At 70.2% G+C, this 17,575-nt stretch carries 13 protein-coding genes; 9 read left to right on the plus strand and 4 right to left on the minus strand.

The window, feature by feature from the left end:
- Nucleotides 1-175 precede the first annotated feature (175 nt).
- On the minus strand, nt 176-1,234 hold the full coding sequence (locus WH85_RS13560; RefSeq protein WP_045742177.1) for a pectinesterase family protein: 1,059 nt from the start codon (nt 1,232-1,234) through the stop codon (nt 176-178).
- 108 nt (nt 1,235-1,342) lie between these two features.
- Between WH85_RS13560 and WH85_RS13565 the strand changes: the two genes are divergently transcribed.
- Complete coding sequence (locus WH85_RS13565; RefSeq protein ID WP_083448981.1) at nt 1,343-2,602, plus strand: dienelactone hydrolase family protein; 1,260 nt, start codon at nt 1,343-1,345, stop codon at nt 2,600-2,602.
- 53 nt (nt 2,603-2,655) lie between these two features.
- A complete protein-coding gene (locus WH85_RS13570) occupies nt 2,656-4,215 on the plus strand; it encodes a serine hydrolase domain-containing protein (protein WP_063775507.1) in 1,560 nt (519 codons plus the stop codon).
- 37 nt (nt 4,216-4,252) lie between these two features.
- On the opposite strand, the gene WH85_RS13575 is transcribed toward WH85_RS13570, so the two are convergent.
- Nucleotides 4,253-4,579, minus strand: coding sequence for a hypothetical protein (locus WH85_RS13575; RefSeq protein ID WP_045742178.1), 327 nt, complete (start codon nt 4,577-4,579; stop codon nt 4,253-4,255).
- Between the two features lie 319 nt (nt 4,580-4,898).
- On the opposite strand from WH85_RS13575, the gene WH85_RS13580 reads away from it, so the two are divergent.
- Both WH85_RS13580 and WH85_RS13585 read left to right on the plus strand, forming a co-directional pair.
- Complete coding sequence (locus WH85_RS13580) at nt 4,899-5,942, plus strand: arabinan endo-1,5-alpha-L-arabinosidase (RefSeq protein ID WP_083448990.1); 1,044 nt, start codon at nt 4,899-4,901, stop codon at nt 5,940-5,942.
- A 76-nt stretch (nt 5,943-6,018) separates the two neighbouring features.
- Nucleotides 6,019-7,392 (plus strand): cellulase family glycosylhydrolase, encoded by a 1,374-nt coding sequence (locus tag WH85_RS13585; protein WP_045742179.1) that lies wholly within the window; start codon nt 6,019-6,021, stop codon nt 7,390-7,392.
- A gap of 774 nt (nt 7,393-8,166) precedes the next feature.
- On the opposite strand, the gene WH85_RS13590 is transcribed toward WH85_RS13585, so the two are convergent.
- Nucleotides 8,167-9,318, minus strand: a complete 1,152-nt coding sequence (locus tag WH85_RS13590; protein WP_045742180.1) for a hypothetical protein — start codon at nt 9,316-9,318, stop codon at nt 8,167-8,169.
- A 467-nt stretch (nt 9,319-9,785) separates the two neighbouring features.
- Between WH85_RS13590 and WH85_RS13595 the strand changes: the two genes are divergently transcribed.
- Genes WH85_RS13595 through WH85_RS13615 form a run of 5 tightly spaced genes read left to right on the plus strand, consistent with a single transcriptional unit; the run spans nt 9,786 to nt 16,941 of the window.
- Nucleotides 9,786-11,066, plus strand: a complete 1,281-nt coding sequence (locus WH85_RS13595; protein ID WP_052720415.1) for an ABC transporter substrate-binding protein — start codon at nt 9,786-9,788, stop codon at nt 11,064-11,066.
- Entirely contained in the window at nt 11,066-11,902 is an 837-nt protein-coding gene (locus tag WH85_RS13600; protein ID WP_045742181.1) for a carbohydrate ABC transporter permease, read from the plus strand. Before WH85_RS13595 ends, WH85_RS13600 begins: the two co-directional genes overlap by 1 nt.
- The gene (locus WH85_RS13605) at nt 11,899-12,723 is read left to right on the plus strand and encodes a carbohydrate ABC transporter permease (RefSeq protein WP_045742182.1); all 825 of its coding nucleotides are present in this window, start codon (nt 11,899-11,901) and stop codon (nt 12,721-12,723) included. The genes WH85_RS13600 and WH85_RS13605 overlap by 4 nt, the downstream gene beginning before the upstream one ends.
- Before the next feature lie 2 nt (nt 12,724-12,725).
- On the plus strand, nt 12,726-15,416 hold the full coding sequence (locus WH85_RS13610; RefSeq protein WP_045742183.1) for an exo-rhamnogalacturonan lyase family protein: 2,691 nt from the start codon (nt 12,726-12,728) through the stop codon (nt 15,414-15,416).
- A gap of 16 nt (nt 15,417-15,432) precedes the next feature.
- Nucleotides 15,433-16,941 (plus strand): GGDEF domain-containing protein, encoded by a 1,509-nt coding sequence (locus tag WH85_RS13615; RefSeq protein ID WP_045742184.1) that lies wholly within the window; start codon nt 15,433-15,435, stop codon nt 16,939-16,941.
- A 40-nt stretch (nt 16,942-16,981) separates the two neighbouring features.
- Here WH85_RS13615 and WH85_RS13620 read toward each other — a convergent pair whose 3' ends face one another.
- Entirely contained in the window at nt 16,982-17,530 is a 549-nt protein-coding gene (locus WH85_RS13620; protein ID WP_045742185.1) for a hypothetical protein, read from the minus strand.
- Between the last annotated feature and the right edge of the window lie 45 nt (nt 17,531-17,575).

The raw sequence follows: 17,575 nt of genomic DNA on the forward strand, positions 1-17,575 counted from the left end.
GCGACAGGTGTCTGGTCGGCGCCCGGCCCGGGTTTCACAATGGCGTCCGCGTCGCGGGTCCACGCGGGTGGCGATCGGCGCGCACCGGCACGGCGCCGACGGTTCACGGACGCGGGTGGGGCGGCCATCCGTCGGCGCCGCGCAGGTGAGACGCCCACGGACCGGACGGGACGGCTCACGGGCACAGGTGGGGTGCCCAGCCGTCGGCGCCGCGCAGGTGGGTGGTGGCGGTGAGGGCGGCCGCCTCGTCCCGGGTCAGCTGGGGACGGTCCGGTGTCACCGCCGCGCCGGGACCGAAGTTGCGGTATTCCGCGAACCGGGCGTCCTCCCAGGGCCAAGTACCGAAATCGACCCAGGGGGTGGCCGGGATGTGCGCGCCGATCCAGGACTCCCGGATGATCGTCGCGCCGATCGCGTTCGGGTCCTGACCGGGGTGCCAGGGGCGGCCCAGCAGGACGGTGCCGTCCGGCGCGTCCGCGGTGAACCGGCAGTGCTGGAAGAGCAGACCGTACGGGTTGGTGATGTCGGTGCTGGGCGCGGTCACGTACCCGTTGGGGATGCTTCCCCGGTCGAGGGAGTGGACGCGGGTGCGGTCGAAGACCGCGGTGCCCCGGCCGAAGATGAAGTCGACGTCGCCCTCGACGTAGCAGTCCCGGAAGTAGGAGCGGGCCACCACGGCCGCCGCCGTGCTGTTGACGTAGAGCGTGTCCTGGTTGGCGAGGAACCGCACCCGGTCGAAGACGAGGCGGTCGGCGCGGGTGAGCACGGCGACCGCCTGCCGGTTGGTGATCTCCGGGTGGGCGGCCTCGTCGAACAGGTTCGCGAAGGTCAGGTTGACGGCCCGGAACCCGGCGCCGTCGACGGTGACCGAGGCACTTCCGGAGGTGCCCCAGGTGCCGCCGCCGGGTTTCGGCGTGCCGTTGGCCCGGTCGTCGGCGATCACCGCATCGGACGGCCGGTGGCCGAGTCCGTGCAGCTCGACGTGGGTCTTGGCGGCCGGGACGATCACCTGGCCGAGGTAGGTGCCGGGGCGCACGCCGATGCGGACGGGACTGGTGGCACCGTCCGGGACGGCGTCGATCGCGGCCTGGACGCTGGTGTGGTCACCGGTGCCGTCGGCGGCAACGACGAGGTCCCAGTGGTGGCCGCCCGCGCGGGCCGGACCGCCCTGGGCGGCCAGGCCGGCGGCGGCACCGAGGCCGGCCGAGAGCTCGAGGAACCTGCGTCGGCGCATGGCCGCACCTCCGGTCGTCACGGCTGCGATCTGCGGGAAAGGGCTTTCCTACGGCATTCTTAGTCATTAAATTCACACTCGTCAATAAGAGTCGACGATGGAGGTTGCATGAAACGGCGCGTCTTCGTCACCCTGCCCGCCGCGGCACTGGCCGTCACCCCGATCGCCGCAGCCGGAACACCCGCCCCCGCCACCGCGGCCGGAAACGCCGCGGCGAAAGACGCCACCGTGGCCGGAAACGCCGCGGCGAAAGAGGCCACCGCGAGCCCGGAGATCGTCGCCGGGAACATGCCCGCCTTCGCCGGACGGCTCAAGGACGAGCTGACCTTCCCGCTGGCCTGGACCGATCCGCGCAACCGGCCCGGCCGCGACACCTGGGGCCGGGGCTTCCGCGCCTGGAAACGGCAGGCCCGCGCCAAGGTCGAGGAGCTGCTGTGGCAGCCGGCCGACGACACCCCGTTCGACGTGGAGATCGTCGACGAGCAGCAGGCCGACGGCTACCGGCGGCGCACCCTGCTGTTCTCGGTCACCCGGCACAGCCGGGTCCGCGCGTCGATGCTGGTGCCGGACGGCCCCGGGCCGTTCCCCGCCGCGCTGCTGCTGCACGATCACGGCGCCAAGTTCGACATCGGCAAGGAGAAGCTGGTCGCACCGTGGAGCGACCCGGTCCGGCTGGCGTCGGCGCAGGCCTGGTCACAGCGGTACTTCTCCGGCCGGTTCCCCGGCGACGAGCTGGCCCGGCGCGGGTACGCGGTCCTCGCCGTCGACGCGCTCGGCTGGGGCGACCGGGGCGATCTCGCGTACGACGGCCAGCAGGCCCTGGCGTCGAATTTCTTCAACCTCGGCGGCTCCCTGGCCGGGTTGACGGCCAGGGAGGACGTCCGGGCGGCGGCGATGCTGGCCGGGCTGCCGGAGGTGGACCGGCGACGGGTGGCCGCGGTCGGCTTCTCGATGGGCGGGTACCGCGCCTGGCAGGTGGCGGCGCTCTCCGACGCCATCGCGGCGACCGTCTCGATCTGCTGGATGACCGGGCTGAAGGAGATGATGGTGCCCGGCAACAACACGCTGCGCGGCCAGTCGGCGTTCTTCATGCTGCACCCCGGCCTGCCCCGGTTCCTCGATATCCCCGACGTGGCGAGCATCGCCGCACCCCGTCCGATGCTCGTCTTCAACGGCGGAGCCGACACCCTGTTCACCGCCGAGGGAGTGCGGGTCGCGTACACGAAGATGCGTGCCGTCTGGGAGTCGCAGCGGGCCGGGGATCACCTGGTCACCCGGGTCTGGCCGGAGCTCGGACACGCGTTCCCGGCGGAGATGCAGGATGCCGCGTTCGCCTGGCTCGACGGGCATCTGACACCAACTCAGTGACACGCGTGGATACAGTGCGTCGGGAACGTGCCGTCGACGAACGGGGTGGTTCGATGTCCGAGCAGATTTCCCGGCGCACCCTGCTGTGCGCCACGGCAGGCGGCGCGGTCGGCACCATGATCGCCGCACCGGCCCCGGCCTCCGCGTCCGGCCGCACTCCGGCGGTGGTGCGGGAGCTCGAGGAGAAGATCCGACAGGCGATGCCGGTGTACGGGGTGCCGGGCGTCTCGCTGGGTCTCCGCCATCGGGGCGTGGACTACGTCCGCGGTTTCGGCGTGACCGACGTGGCGGCTCCGGCACCCGTGGACGGCGACACGGTGTTCCGGATCGCGTCGACGACCAAGACCTTCGTGGGTACGGGCATGATGCGCCTGGTCGAACGGGGCCGGATCGACCTGGACCGGACGATCCGGAGTTATCTGCCGGACTTCCGCACCTCGGACCCGGCGGCGTCGGCCCGGGTGACCGTCCGGCAGGTGCTCGACCACAGCGCGGGCTGGCTCGGCGACTTCTTCCTGGACACCGGCAGCGACGACGGGGCGCTCGCCCGCTATGTCGCGGCGATGTCCCGCCTGCCGCAGCTCACCGCGCCGGGCGAGGTGTTCGGCTACAACAACGCCGCCCTGTCGCTGGCCGGACGGCTGATCGAGGTGGTGACCGGCACGACGTTCGAGCGGGCGCTGCAGTCGCTGGTCATGGACCCGCTGCGGCTGGCGCACACCCGCTTCCATCCGGAGGAGATCCGGGACGTCAGCATCGCCGTACCCCATGGCTTCGACGAGGAGGGCAACCCGGTGAGCGTGCCGGCGGCACTCGCCCTGCCCCGCAGCATCCATGGCGCGGGTGGCCTGTTCTCCAGCGCACGGGACCAGTTGCGGTGGGCCCGGTTCCACCTCGGTGACGGCAGTCCGCTGCTGTCCGCGCGCTCGTTGCGGGCGATGCGGTCCCGGCCTGGACCGGGCGGGACGCTCTTCGTGGAGCTGGACGGCGCCGGCGTCACCTGGATGCTGCGCCCGACCGCGGAGGGGCCGAAGGTCGTACAACACGGCGGCGACCTGGGCGGACAACACTCGGGTTTCCTGATGGTCCCGGAGCGGGACTTCGCACTGACCGTGCTGACCAACTCGGAGGGCGGCCCGGCCCTGCTGGACGACCTGTTCGGCGGCGACTGGGCGCTGAGCCGGTTCACCGGACTGCACAACCTGCCGGCCGTGCCGCTACGGCTGTCCGCCGCCGAACTGGCCCCCTACGAGGGTCCCTACCTCGGACAGCAGATCGGATACACCGGCGAGACGGAGTACGTTCCGCTGCGGCTGACCGCGGCCGACGGGGTGCTGGTGGTCTCGTACGCGGACGAGGAACTGCTGCGGCTGGCGTTCTACCGCAACGCGGTGGCGAAACGCGACCACGTGGTCGTGCTCCAGCCCGACGGCAGCGCGGCGAACAGCCGGGCGAACTTCGTCCGTGACCGGGACGGCTCGATCGCCTGGCTGCGCGTCGGCGGACGGTTGTACCGGCACGACGGGGTCGCGCCGGCCGCCGTCTCCGCGGCCCGGCCGGCACGCCCGTCGTCGTTGACGACCCTCCCGCATCCGGACAGCGGCCTGCTCTGAGCAGACGTCCCGGCCCACTCCGAGCCGGCGTCCCGGCCTACTCCGAGCCGGCGTCCCGGCTGCTCTCGTCCTGGGCGACCTGGCCGGCCCGCTGGCGGCGCTGCAGGCGGCGGTCCTCGATGCGGCGCCACCGGTCGAACACCTGCACGGCGGCCTCCACCGGCTCCGGGGCACGGCCGGCCAGCCAGGGGCGGGGCAGCAGGGACTCGGCGCCGAGCCAGAGCAGGTCGCTCATCGGGACCGTGCCGCCGGTCAGGCGCATCAGTTCGGCGGCGACCTCGGCGGCGTGGTCGCTGCGGCGCCACTTCTCCAGGGTCGAGCCGCCGTTGAGCAGTTCCGCTCGGTCGTCCGGGTGCAGTTCCATTCGAGGTGTCCTTCGCATTCGCCGGGGGTGGCGCTCGCATTCGCCGGGGGTGGCGATAACCCGGCCGTCAACCGGGAACTCCGAGGTCAACGGCCCGAAGCCGTACACGATCGTGGCGCGTGGGACGACTGTCAAGCCGAGCCGGGCCAGGTCACGGACAGTCCGCCCCAGAGTGTGCCAGGCGTGGCGAAGGGGGACGAGTGCCTTGACGGCGGATATGTGATCGTTAACATAGAGGAAATCAAATGTGCGACAGGGGCAGTCGCACTCCCCCATCGTCCGCGTCGCGGGTCACGGACCGCGGCGCAGAGGGAGCATGATGTCCACGAGCACACCGCAGTTCCACGCCGGCCGGGTGATCCGCCGCTGCCTGCTGATCCTCTCCGTCACGCTGCTGGCGGTGGTGGCCGGCCTGGTCGCCATCGAAGCCGGGCGCGGCGGTCTCCCCGCGGTCGCGGCGACCCCGACCGTCCCGCCCGCCGCCTACCCCGGGCCCGGTGTCGTCGCCGGCGACACCGGCGTGCACGACCCGACGATCGTCAAGACCCCGGCCGGGGGTTACCTGGTGGCGGGCACCGGCGACAACATCCAGCTCAAGACGTCCACCGACCGCACCACGTTCCGTAACGCGGGTGTGGCGTTCCCGAACGGGGCGTCGTGGACCACGGCGTACACCGGGGGTGGCAAGAGCCTGTGGGCGCCGGACCTGTCGTACCGTAACGGGCGCTACTACCTGTACTACTCGGCGTCGACGTTCGGCTCGAACTACTCGGCGATCTTCCTGGCCACCTCGACCACCGGCGCCGCCGGATCGTGGACCAACCAGGGCCTGGTCATCGCGAGCAGCACCAGCAACGACTACAACGCGATCGACCCGAACCTCAACGTGGACGACTCCGGCAACTGGTGGCTGAGCTTCGGATCGTTCTGGACCGGCATCAAGCAGATCCAGCTCAACCCGAGCACCGGGCTGCGCACCGGCACCACGATCCGCAGCCTGGCCGGCCGGGGCGGCGGCCCGATCGAGGCGCCGACGCTGGTCAAGCACGGTTCGTACTACTACCTGTGGGTGTCGTTCGACTACTGCTGCCGGGGTGCGTCGAGCACGTACCGGATCATGGTCGGACGTTCGACCAGCCCGAACGGACCGTTCACCGACCGCAACGGGACCGCGCTGACGTCGGGCGGCGGCACCCAGGTGCTGGCCTCGCACGGCAGCATCCACGGGCCGGGCCATCAGGCGGTGTTCACCGACACCGACGCGGACGTGCTGGTCTACCACTACTACGCGGACAGCGGTGCGCCCTACCTGGGCATCAACCTGATCGGGTACGACTCCGCGGGCTGGCCGTTCGTCTACTGACCGTTTGACAGTCGTCGATCCTCCGGGGGATGGTGGGAGCGCTCCCAGGTAATCCCCGTCCCCCGGAGGAACCCCCGTGAGAAAACCATGGTGGGGCGCGCTCGTCGCCGCCCTGATCACCGGAATCACCGCCGTCGCCGTCGCCCAGCCCGCCCGGGCCGCCACCGGATTCACCGTCTCCGGCACCCAGATCGTGGACGGCAACGGCACCCCGTTCGTGATGCGCGGCGTCAACCACGCGCACACCTGGTACCCCGGCCAGCTCAACACGTCCCTGGCCGGCATCAAGGCCCTCGGCGCCAACACCGTCCGGGTCGTCCTCGCCAGCGGCCAGCGGTGGACCGCCAACACCGCCGCCGACGTCACCAACGTGATCACCCAGTGCAAGGCGAACCGACTGATCTGCGTCCTCGAGGTGCACGACACCACCGGATACGGCGAACAGTCCGGCGCCGCCACCCTGGCACAGGCCGTCGACTACTGGATCTCGATCAAGAGCGCGCTGGCCGGCCAGGAGAACTACGTCATCCTGAACATCGGCAACGAGCCGTACGGCAACGGCACCGCCACCGCCACCTGGGCGTCCGACACCCGGACCGCCATCACCCGCCTGCGCGCGGCCGGCTTCGCCCACCAGATCATGGTGGACGCCCCGAACTGGGGCCAGGACTGGCAGTTCCTGATGCGCGACAACGCGGCGTCGGTGTTCGCCGCCGACCCGAACCGCAACACCGTCTTCAGCATCCACATGTACGGCGTCTTCGACACCGCCGCCGAGATCACCGACTACCTCGGCCGCTTCCAGACGGCCGGCCTGCCGATCGTGGTCGGCGAGTTCGGCAACCTCCACTCCGACGGCGATCCGGACGAGGACACCATCATGGCGACCGCCCAGCAGCGCGGCATCGGCTACCTGGGCTGGTCGTGGAGCGGCAACGGCGGCGGCGTGGAATACCTGGACCTGGTCACGAACTTCGACCCGGCGCAGCTGACGACGTGGGGCCAGCGGCTCTTCAACGGCGCGAACGGCATCAAGGCCACCGCGAAGGAGGCGACCGTCTTCGGCGCCCCGCCCTCCAGCTCACCGCCGACGTCCACCTCCCCCTCCACCTCGGCCTCCCCCTCGACGTCCACTCCGCCGCCGTCCGGGGCGTGCACCGCCACCTACGCGGTCACGAGTTCCTGGTCGGGTGGCTTCCAAGGCGCCGTGACGGTGAAGGCGGGCAGCGCCCCGATCACCGGCTGGACCGTCACCTGGACCTGGCCCAGCGGACAGCGCCTCACCAACAGCTGGAACGCCACGGTCACCACTTCCGGCGACAGCGTGACGGCTCGCAACGCCTCCTACAACGGCACCCTGGCCGCGGGCGCCTCCACAAGCTGGGGCTTCACCGCTTCCGCCACCACCACGAACACACCCCCCACCACGGTCGTCTGCGCCGCGAGCTGAAACGACACCGGGCGACCACGGACGACGGCCGGGCGACCCCGAGCCGTCGCCCACGGCCGACTCCCACCCACCCGAACAGCCGTGGCCGACGGCTCGACCAACCCAGCCGTCGGCCACGGTCCACCCACAAACCGAAAACGACCACCGGCGACGGCTCGACCGACCCCGATGCCACTCCGTTTGAGTCGACCATCGACTTTGCCGCGGCTGCCATCACGCCCGCCGAACACCGCCTCCGGTCGCCTCGCGCATCGGCACCGTCCAGCCACTCGCAGCCTCCCCGGGGCCACTACCAAGATCGAACCGGGTTCGGCGGCACCCCGGCCGTCGGCCACGGTCCACCCGCGAGCCGAAAACGACCGCCGGCGACGGCCGGGTGACCCCGAGCCGTCGCTGACGGCTGATTCCCGCCCTCCCGAACAGCCGTGATCGACGGCTCGACCGACCCAGCCGTCGATCACGGTCCGTCCGCGAGTCGAAAACGACCGTGGGCGACGGCCGGCGGTCGCGCCCCGCCACTCGATTAAGTTGATCTTGGAGGTGACCCCACGCAGCGAAGAACGGCTGAGCTACGCCGATGCGGCTGTCACCGGCAACGGCCGATCGAGCCACCGGCAACGGCCGAAGAGCCGCCGACGACGGCCGACGGGCCACCGGCAACGGCCGATCGAGCCGCCGGCGACGGCCGATCGAGCCGCCGCGGCAGAGGGGAACGCATGATCACCGGCTACGACGTTGATCGACTTAAGCGGAGCGGCATGGCATCGCCTCAGGTCAACACCAGGTGAGTGTCGAGTTCACCCTGGTCACGTTGGTCACCACGTTGTTGGTGCCGGTGCACGGACTCCAGCGGATGTTCGTGTTCGTCACCGTCAGGTTCTTGAAGGTGATGTCGGACGACGGGGCGAACTCCGTCCGCGACGAGATGCGGACCTCGCCGCCGCCGGTTACCGTGCCGGACACGCCGGCGATGGTCACGTTGTAGCAGTTCTCGACGAGGATGGAGTTGTTTCCGGTGTCGGCGATGTCGACCCGGTCGATGACCGCGCCGCCGCTCTCCGAGACGCAGAAGACGCCCCGGCCGCCGCCTCGGGCCTTCACTGTGCCGACTCGCACGTTCGTGGCGTAGCTGCTGCCGATCCGGCCGTTGCGGTTGGCCATCCGGAATGCCGCGTACCCGGTTCCGGTGCCGGCGTTCTCCGCGTCGACCGTCCCGACCGTTGCGTTGATCGTCTGGTTGAGCAGCAGGCCGGATTCGCCGACGTTGCGGGCGGTGACGGTGCCGATGGTGATGCCGTCCACGCCGTAGGTTTCCACCGCGTGCGACGAGGCTCCGGACACATTGGCCGCATCAAGCCTGATATTTCGGGACATGACGGAGGTGTCGCCGTAGTTGTCGATCCGGATGCCGAGCCCACTCGACAGATTCATGGTGATCTGCCCGAGTATCACGTTGTACACACTGCGCAGGAAGATGCCGTACAACGGTGCGCCACTGACCGTCAGGTGCGCGACCTCCACATCATGGGTGCCGCGGGAGTAGATCGGCGCCTGGTCGCCACTGCCGGTCCCGGTCACGTTGATCGTGCCGCAGACGTCGATCAGGGTGTAGCTGGGCAGCGAGATCCGCGAGTTGGCGCTGATCGATCCCGAGCCGCGGACCAGCACGTTCTGCTTCGAGGTGCGACTCGCGGGCAGGGCGCTGACGGCCGCTTGGACGGCGGCGCGCATGTCCGTTCCGCTGTAGACGGTGCTGCCGCCGTAGGTGGAGGTCCAGGTGCTGCCGCTGAGCACGGCCTGTGACTGGTAGCTGAGGGCGCCGCAGTCCGCGGCCGCCGCGGGTCCGGCGCCGAGACCGGCGGTGGCGCCGGTCGCGGTCAGGATCGCGGCGGCCAGCAGGGCTGACCGGCGGTGTGGTCGTCTCATCGCTTGCTCCGATTCCGGTGGGGATCGTGCGAGCGCGTCCTTCAGGGAGTGTCGCGGACGGCCGGGCGCCGTGGACTTCGTCCCGGGTGGGCAGGCGGTTCACGGGGCCTGCCGGCCCGGGTGCGGCGCCGGGTGGGCGCGACGGCTCGGCCTCGGGGGCAGGTCGGCTGTCTTGGGGGTACGGGTCGGAGCGGGGAACTCCGCCCGGCGGAGACGGGACGGAAACGGGACGGGGACGGGACGGGGACGGGGACGGGGCGGGACGGGTCTGCAGCCGATCGAGGACGAGCCGTTGGGCGCGCTCCCACATCTAATTCGCTCGATGTTAGCGATCACTTCGGCGCTGTCAAGCCTTCGGTTACGGCATTGACGGTCGCTTGACCCGCATGCAAAGCTGCCGACATTCCATCGAAATTTATCGATAGGTTTCCTTCTTCATTATGAAACGTTCCAGCCTGGAGGCAGACATGTCCGTGTCCCGACGCGCCCTGCTACGCGGTGGCCTCGCCGGGCTGGCCCTCGCCGGAACCGGAGCCGGGACCGCCGCGTGCGGTGACGAGGCGGGCGACGGGAAGACCACGCTGCGGTTCGCCTGGTGGGGCAGTGAGGAACGGGCCAAGCTCACGCAGCAGGTCGTCGACCTCTTCCACACCCGGCACCCGGACATCACCGTCACGACGACGTACGCGACGTACGACCCGTACTTCCAGAAGCTCGCCACCGAGATGAGCGGCGGCAACGCCCCGGACGTGCTGCAGATGGGTGACCGCTACCTGCGGGAGTACGCCGAACGCAACACCCTGCTCGACCTGACCCCGCACCTCGGGTCCGCGATCCACGCCGCTGACCTGGAGCCGAAGCTGCTGCCCGCCGGCGCCCTGGGCGACAAGACGTACGGGCTGCCGATGGGCCAGACCACGCACGTCCTGCAGTACGACGCCAAGCGCTGGACCGACGCCGGCGCGGCACTGCCCGCGGACGGCTGGACCTGGGACGACCTGCTGACCGCCGGGTCCGCCGTGACCGCGAAGTTCGGTCCGAAGGTCAGCGGGATCAGTGACCCGTTCGGCATCGAGGACTGGTTCGGCGACTGGCTTCGTCAGCAGGGCAAGGACCTCTACACCCCGGCCGGGCAGCTCGGGTACGCCCCGGAGGACGTGGTCCGCTGGTGGCAGCTCGGTGTCCGGTTCCGTGCCGCGAACGCGATCACCCCGCCCGCGGTCACCAGCAACACCACCGGCACACCGTTCCCGCGTAAGGAGTCGACCGCCGAGTTCTGCCCGGACTCGACGATCGGGATGACCTCGTTCGAGACGTACGGCGGGGACTTCGCGCTCAGCCCGTTCCCCACCGCGGGCACCGGGATCGGACAGGTCACCCAGCCGCCCATGATGATCAGCGTCGCGCAGCGGACCAGGAACCGGGATGCCGCGCTGACCTTCGTCGACTTCTTCCTCAACGACCCGGAGGCGGGCGCGGTCCTCGGTATGAGCCGGGGGCTGCCGGCCAACCTGAAGATCCGCGAGACGCTGAGCAGCACGCTCACCGACGAGTGGAAGATGGTCGCCGACTACGAGGCGAAGGTGTCGCCGCGGCTGCTGCCCGCGCCGGCGCCCCCGCCGAAGGGCGCCGGCGTGGTGAAGACCCAGTTCCAGCGGATCTACGACGACGTGATGAACGCGTCGGCCACGCCCGAGCAGGCGGCACCCCGGCTGATGAGCGAGATCCAGCAGGCGCTGGGCGCCTGATGACGACCGGCGAACGCCCGTCGGTCGCGTACCTGTTCCTCTCCCCCTGGATCGCCGGGGCGGCGCTGCTCACCGCCGGGCCGATGCTGTGGCTGCTGTACCTGTCGTTCACCGACTACGACATGTTCACCGCGCCGCAGTGGGTCGGCCTGGACAACTACGTCCGGATGCTGACGGTCGACCCGCATTTCTGGAACGCCGTGCTGGCCACCACCAAGTTCGTGGTCTTCTCGGTGCCGGTGCAGCTGGCGGCGGCCCTCGGCGTGGCGATGCTGATCAACCGGCGGAGCCGGGCGCAGGGACTGTACCGATCGTCGTTCTACGCGCCGTCGCTGCTCGGGGCCAGTGTCAGCGTCGCCCTGGTCTGGCGGGTGATCTTCCACGACTGGATCGGCGACCCGGACCGGGCGCTGCTGGCGCTGGTGCTGCTTGCGGTCTGGCAGTTCGGCGCGCCGATGGTGATCTTCCTGGCCGGGCTGCAGCAGATCCCGCCGGAGTACTACGACGCGGCCGCGGTCGACGGCGCCGGCCGGTGGCGGACCTTCATCGCGATCACGCTGCCGATGCTGTCGCCGGTGATCTTCTTCAACCTGGTGCTCGACACGATCCGTGCCTTCCAGGTCTTCACCGGCGCGTACGTGCTGAGCAACGGCACCGGCGGTCCCAGCGACTCGACGCTGTTCTACACGCTCTACCTGTACGAGAAGGGATTCGTGGAGTTCAGGATGGGCTACGCCTCCGCGATGGCGTGGCTGCTGCTGGTGGCGGTCGCCGCGGTCACCGCCCTGCTGTTCCGCACGTCCCGTTCGTGGGTGTTCTACGGCGACGACGCATGAGGAGGGCACTGTGGCACCTCGCCGTGCTGGCCCTGCTCGTACCCCTGCTCTATCCGATCCTGTGGTTGACGTTCGCGTCGTTCAAGCCGGCCTCGGAGATCGTGCAGAGTCTGGCGCTGCTGCCGCGGGACGCCATCCTGGACAACTACCAGCGGCTGACCGGGGACTTCGCCGGGGTGCCGGCCTGGCGGTTCTTCGTCAACTCGACGATCGTCGCCGGCGGGTGCGCGGCCGCCAACGTCGCCAGTTGTTCCCTCGCCGCGTACGCGTTCGCCCGCCTGCGGTTCCGGCTGCGCGGCGTGCTGTTCGCGTTCATGCTGGCCACGATCATGTTGCCGGTGCACATCGTGCTGCTGCCGCAGTACACGATCTTCCAGCGGCTCGGCCTGGTCGACAGTTTCTGGCCGCTCATCCTGCCGAAGCTGCTCGCCACCGACGCGTTCTTCGTCTTCCTGATGGTCCAGTTCATGCGGACCATCCCGCGGGAGCTGGACGAGGCGGCCCGGATCGACGGCTGCGGCTCGATCCGGATCTTCGGGGCGGTGGTGCTTCCGTTGGTCCGGCCGGCGCTGGTCACCACGGCGATCTTCACGTTCATCTGGACCTGGAACGACTTCCTCACCCAGTTGATCTATCTGTCCACACCGGAGAAGTACACGTTGCCGCTGGCGCTGCGCCTGTTCATCGATCAGACCGATCAGAACTCGTACGGCCCGATGCTCGCCCTCTCCGCCCTGGCCATCGTGCCGATCCTGCTCTTCTTCGCCGCGTTCCAGCGCCTGCTGGTCGAGGGTTTCGCAACGTCCGGCCTGAAAGGATGACAATGCCCGAGATATCACGACGAACGTTCGTCCGGGGCGTGGCAGCCGCCGGCGCGGCCGTACCCCTGACGGGTTTGATCAAGAAGAAGGCGCAGGAAGCGCCGGTTGCCCTGCGCTGGCTGGAGGGGAAGCCCGCCGAAGGCGTGGGCAGCACCTGGGGTGTGCCGTGGCCGAACGGCGCGCTACCCGCCACCGAGAGGTTCGCCCTGCACACCGGGGACGGCACGGCCGTGCCGGTGCAGAGCTGGCCGATCGCCTACTGGCCGGACGGGTCGCTGAAGTGGAGCGCGCACGCCATCCCGGCCGATGCCGCACTCGCCGAGGAACTGGTGCTGAGCCGCGCGGAACCGGCCGCCCCCGCCACCGCGGTCACCGTGACCGACAAGAAGGACCACGTCGTGGTGGACACCGGCGTGATCATCGTGACGATCGGGAGGCGCGGCGGCGCGCTGATCGAGTCGATCACCCGGGGCGGCACCGAGATCGCCCGGGACCTGGAGCTGATCAGCCTGCGCCAGACCAGCGCGGACGACGGCGACGAACACGGCACCTCGCGGGAGAAGCTGACCGGAACGATCACGAAGGTCGTCGTGGAGCAGCGCGGACCGGTGCGCGCGGTGGTCCGGGTGGAGGGCTCGCACCGCAAACGCGGACGGTCCTGGCTGCCGTTCAGCGTGCGGCTCTACCTCTACGCCGGGGCCGAGCACGTACGGCTGGTGCACACGTTCGTCTTCGACAGCGAGGGCCAGACCGAGTTCATCGCCGGGCTGGGCGTGCGGGTCGGCGTGCCGATGCGCGACGAACTCCACGACCGGCACATCCGGCTCTCCGGCGACGGCGACGGCCTGATGCGCGAAGCGGTCCGCGGCATCACCGGCCTGCGGCGCGACCCGGGCGCGAACGTACGGACCGCGCAGGTCGCCGGGGAGAGGCTGCCCGACCCGGCCACCTGGGACCAGCGGGTCACCACCCGGCTGCCGTTGATCCCCACCTGGGGCGACTACACCCTGAGCCAGTTGAGTTCCGAGGGTTACACGATCAAGAAGAGGACCCGGCCGGGGTACGCGTGGATCGGCGTCGACGCGGGGCGGCGAGCGAGCGGCTTCGCCTATGTGGGCGGGGTCAGCGGCGGCCTCGGGTTCGGCATGCGCGACTTCTGGCAGCGGTACCCGGCACAGCTCGACATCCGCGGGGCGGCCGACGCGGAGGCGAGCGCCACGATCTGGATGTGGTCACCGGAGGCCGGCCCGATGGACACCCGCTTCTACCACGACGGGCTGGGCCAGGACACGTACCCGGAACAGCTCGAAGGCCTGAACATCACCTACGAGGACTACGAACCCGGGTTCGGCACGCCGTACGGGATCGCCCGGACCACGGAACTGACCCTCTTCGCGCTGGCCGCCACTCCGGCCGCGGACCGGTTGGCTGCTTTGGCGCGTACCGTGAAGAATCCTCCCCAGGTCGTCGCCCAGCCGGACCATCTCGCGGGGTCCGGCGCCTTCGGCGCGCTCTTCAGCCCGGTCGACAGGTCCACCCCCGCCCGGACCAGGATCGAGGACCGGCTGGACTTCCTCTTCGACTACTACCGCGACCAGGTCGACCAGCGGCACTGGTACGGGTTCTGGAACCACGGCGACATCATGCACACGCCGGACCCGGACCGGCACGTGTGGCGCTACGACGTCGGCGGCTACGCGTGGGACAACTCCGAACTCTCCCCCGACCTGTGGCTGTGGTTCGCCTACCTGCGCTCCGGGCGGGCCGACATCTACCGGTTCGCCGAGGCGATGACCCGGCACACCGGCGAGGTGGACGTCTACCACCTGGGCAGATGGGCCGGACTCGGCACCCGGCACGGGGTGCAGCACTGGGCGGACAGCGCCAAGCAGCAGCGCATCAGCACGGCCGTCTACCGGCGGATCTTCTATTACCTGACCGCCGACGAACGGGTCGGCGACCTGATGAGCGCCCTGGTCGATTCGGATCAGACCTTCCTCGTCCTGGACCCGCTCCGCAAGATCCGCACGGAGCCCTACGAGCCGGACCCGCACGCGCTCTCCATCGGCCTCGGCACCGACTGGAGCGGCCTGGCCGCGGCCTGGCTGACCGAGTGGGAACGGCACGGTCCGAAAGCCGAGGTGGCCCAGCGCAAACTGCTGGCGACGATGCGGACCATCGCCCGGATGCCGAACGGTTTCGTCACCGGCAGCGGCCTCTACGACATCGACACCGGCGAGTTCGCCGAGATCGCGAAACTCGTGTCGGTGTCGCACCTGAGCGCCATGTTCGGGCAGGTCGAGATCTGCGCCGAACTGATCGCTCTGGTCGACGTGCCCGGGTTCGAGGCGGCCTGGCTGCAGTACTGCCGGCTGTTCAACGCGAGCAAGGCCGAACAGGCCGCCGAATGCGGGGCCGACTTCGGCAACCTCATCCTCAAACAGGGACATTCGCGGCTCACCGCGTACGCGGCGTCCCGCCTCGGCGACGCCGGCCTCGCCGCCCGGGCCTGGGCCGAGTTCACCGGCACCGACGGCTACACCGACGCGTCGCCGTGGCGTACCGAACACCTCGAAGGCCCCACCGTGCTCAACCCGGTCGACGAGGCGTCGTGGGCCGACACCAACACCACCGCGCTGTACGGCCTGGCCGCCATCCAGAACCTGGCACTGATCTCAGGCGCCCTGCGATAACGCCGATGATCCGTGGGTGAGGGTCCTGCTCGTCGCCGTGGCATGGACCCTCCTCGCGGGCGCCCTGTTCGTCCAGTTCGCCGGCGTCCCGGACCGGCAGGTGACCGTCTTCTGGACGTTCCAGCCACCGCTGGACGCCCTGCTGCTCTGGTCGTCGTGGCGGGTCACCCGGGCGTCGGCCGGCGTGGTCCGCCGCTTCTGGCGTTCGATGACCATGGCGGCGGCCCTGTTCCTCACCGGCGACACCGTGCAGGCCGTGCAGTCGCTGCGCACCCCCGGCGAGTGGTCCACCGCCGCGGGCGGCGTGCAGTCCCTCTGCTTCCTGACCGGTCTCGGCCTGGTCATCGTCACCATGCTGATCCATCCGCAGGCCGGGCAGACCGGCCGGGAACGCCTGGGCTTCTGGCTCGACGCGGGCAGCGTCATGGTCGGCGGCGCGGTGGTGGCCTGGTGCTTCACCGTCGGCCCGGACACCGGCCGGGCCGACCTGATCAGCACCCTGGCCGCCGGGGCGGTCGTGCTGACCTCGGCGTTCGCGGCCGTCAAGATGATCCTCAGCGGCAACGCGCCACTGCACCGGTTCGCCGCCGTCCCGATGATCGGCTCGGCGGTGGTGAACAGCATCGGACTGTTCCTGGCTCCCGACGCCACCGGCGGGCTGCCCGCCCACGTCTATCTCGTGCGCTTCCTGCCCTCACTGCTCATCGCGGTCGGCCCCCGGATCCAGGAACTCGTCACCGGCGTCGAGCAGGGCGCGGGCCGGGCGCGACGGCGCAAGCCTTACAGCCTTCTGCCGTACGCTTCGATAGCCGCCGTCTTCGCGACCCTGCTCGTGATCCTGCCGCGGGGCGTGGACACCCGGCTGTGGGGCGTGGTCGCCGGCCTCGGAGTGATCATCGTGCTGGTCGTGGCCCGGCAGTGGGTGGCGTTCCAGGACAACACCCGGTTGATCCGCGAACTCGACACCACCCTGACCGAACTGCGCCGGCACGAGACGCGGCTACGCCGGCAGGCCCTCTTCGACGACCTGACCGGCCTGGCCAACCGCGGCTACTTCCACGAGGAGGTGACCGGCGCGCTGGACGCCGGCGAACCGGTGGCGCTGCTGCTGATCGACCTGGACGGTTTCAAAGGGGTCAACGACACCCACGGGCACGCCGCGGGCGACGCCCTGCTCGCCGGGGTGGCCGACCGGCTCCGGCAGTCGGTACGCTCCGGCGACCTGGTGGCCCGGCTCGGCGGCGACGAATTCGGGGTGCTGCTGCACCACTGCGACGCCGGCGAAGGCGGGTCGACGGCGGACCGGATCCTGGGCGCGCTGACCGCACCGATCCCGGCCGGCCCGGCGGCGATCGTGGCGAACGCGAGCATCGGGGTGGCCGCGTCGTCGCTGTTGCCGGAGTGCGCGGACGTGCGGTCCCTGCTGCACTTCGCCGACCTGGCCATGTACGAGGCGAAACACCGCGGCAAGGGCACCTGGACGCTGTACTCCCCGGACGTCCCCGGCCATCAGCGCCCGGCGTGACGCAAACCCGAAAGCTCGCAACCGGCGACAAGTCTCCAGATCAGTTCTTGGGTTTCAGGGAGAGGCAGACGAAGGGGCCGCGGACTCCGGCGCTGAAACGTTCGGCGGCCTGCAGCGCCACGCGTACCCGCTTGCGGGGTTTCAGGTCGGTGCCCGCCGTGGCGTAGAAGGCGCCCAGGGCGATCTGGTCGCCGCAGCCGACCGCCGCGAAGCCGTCGGCCGCCTTCGCCAACTGGTAGTCGTCGTAGACGGTGTACAGCCGGCCGCGCACGCCGACCAGGAAGGTGCCGCCGGACTCCTGCTCGGAGTCCTTGCGGGCCCAGCCGCCCTTCTTCAGGCAGTCCCGCAACGCGTCCACGAACGTCGTGGACATGAACTTGTCCAGGTCGCCCTTCGGCGCCGGGGGCTTCAGGGAATACCGGATCAGCTGGCCCATCCGGAACGACGTGGTGAAGCCGAACAGGTAGCCGCGATTGCGGAACACCTTGGCGTCGGCGCGGATGGTCAGGTCCCAGCCGCCTCCGACACCGGCGCTGTCGCCGCCGATGAAGACGGAACCGGCATGGGTGAGTCCAGCGATCGCAGTCATGTACCTCACAGGATCGTGTGCGGCGGCGTACGTCAAGAGAAGATC

The organism is Actinoplanes rectilineatus (assembly GCF_000962825.1).
Taxonomy (GTDB): Bacteria; Actinomycetota; Actinomycetes; order Mycobacteriales; family Micromonosporaceae; genus Actinoplanes; species Actinoplanes rectilineatus.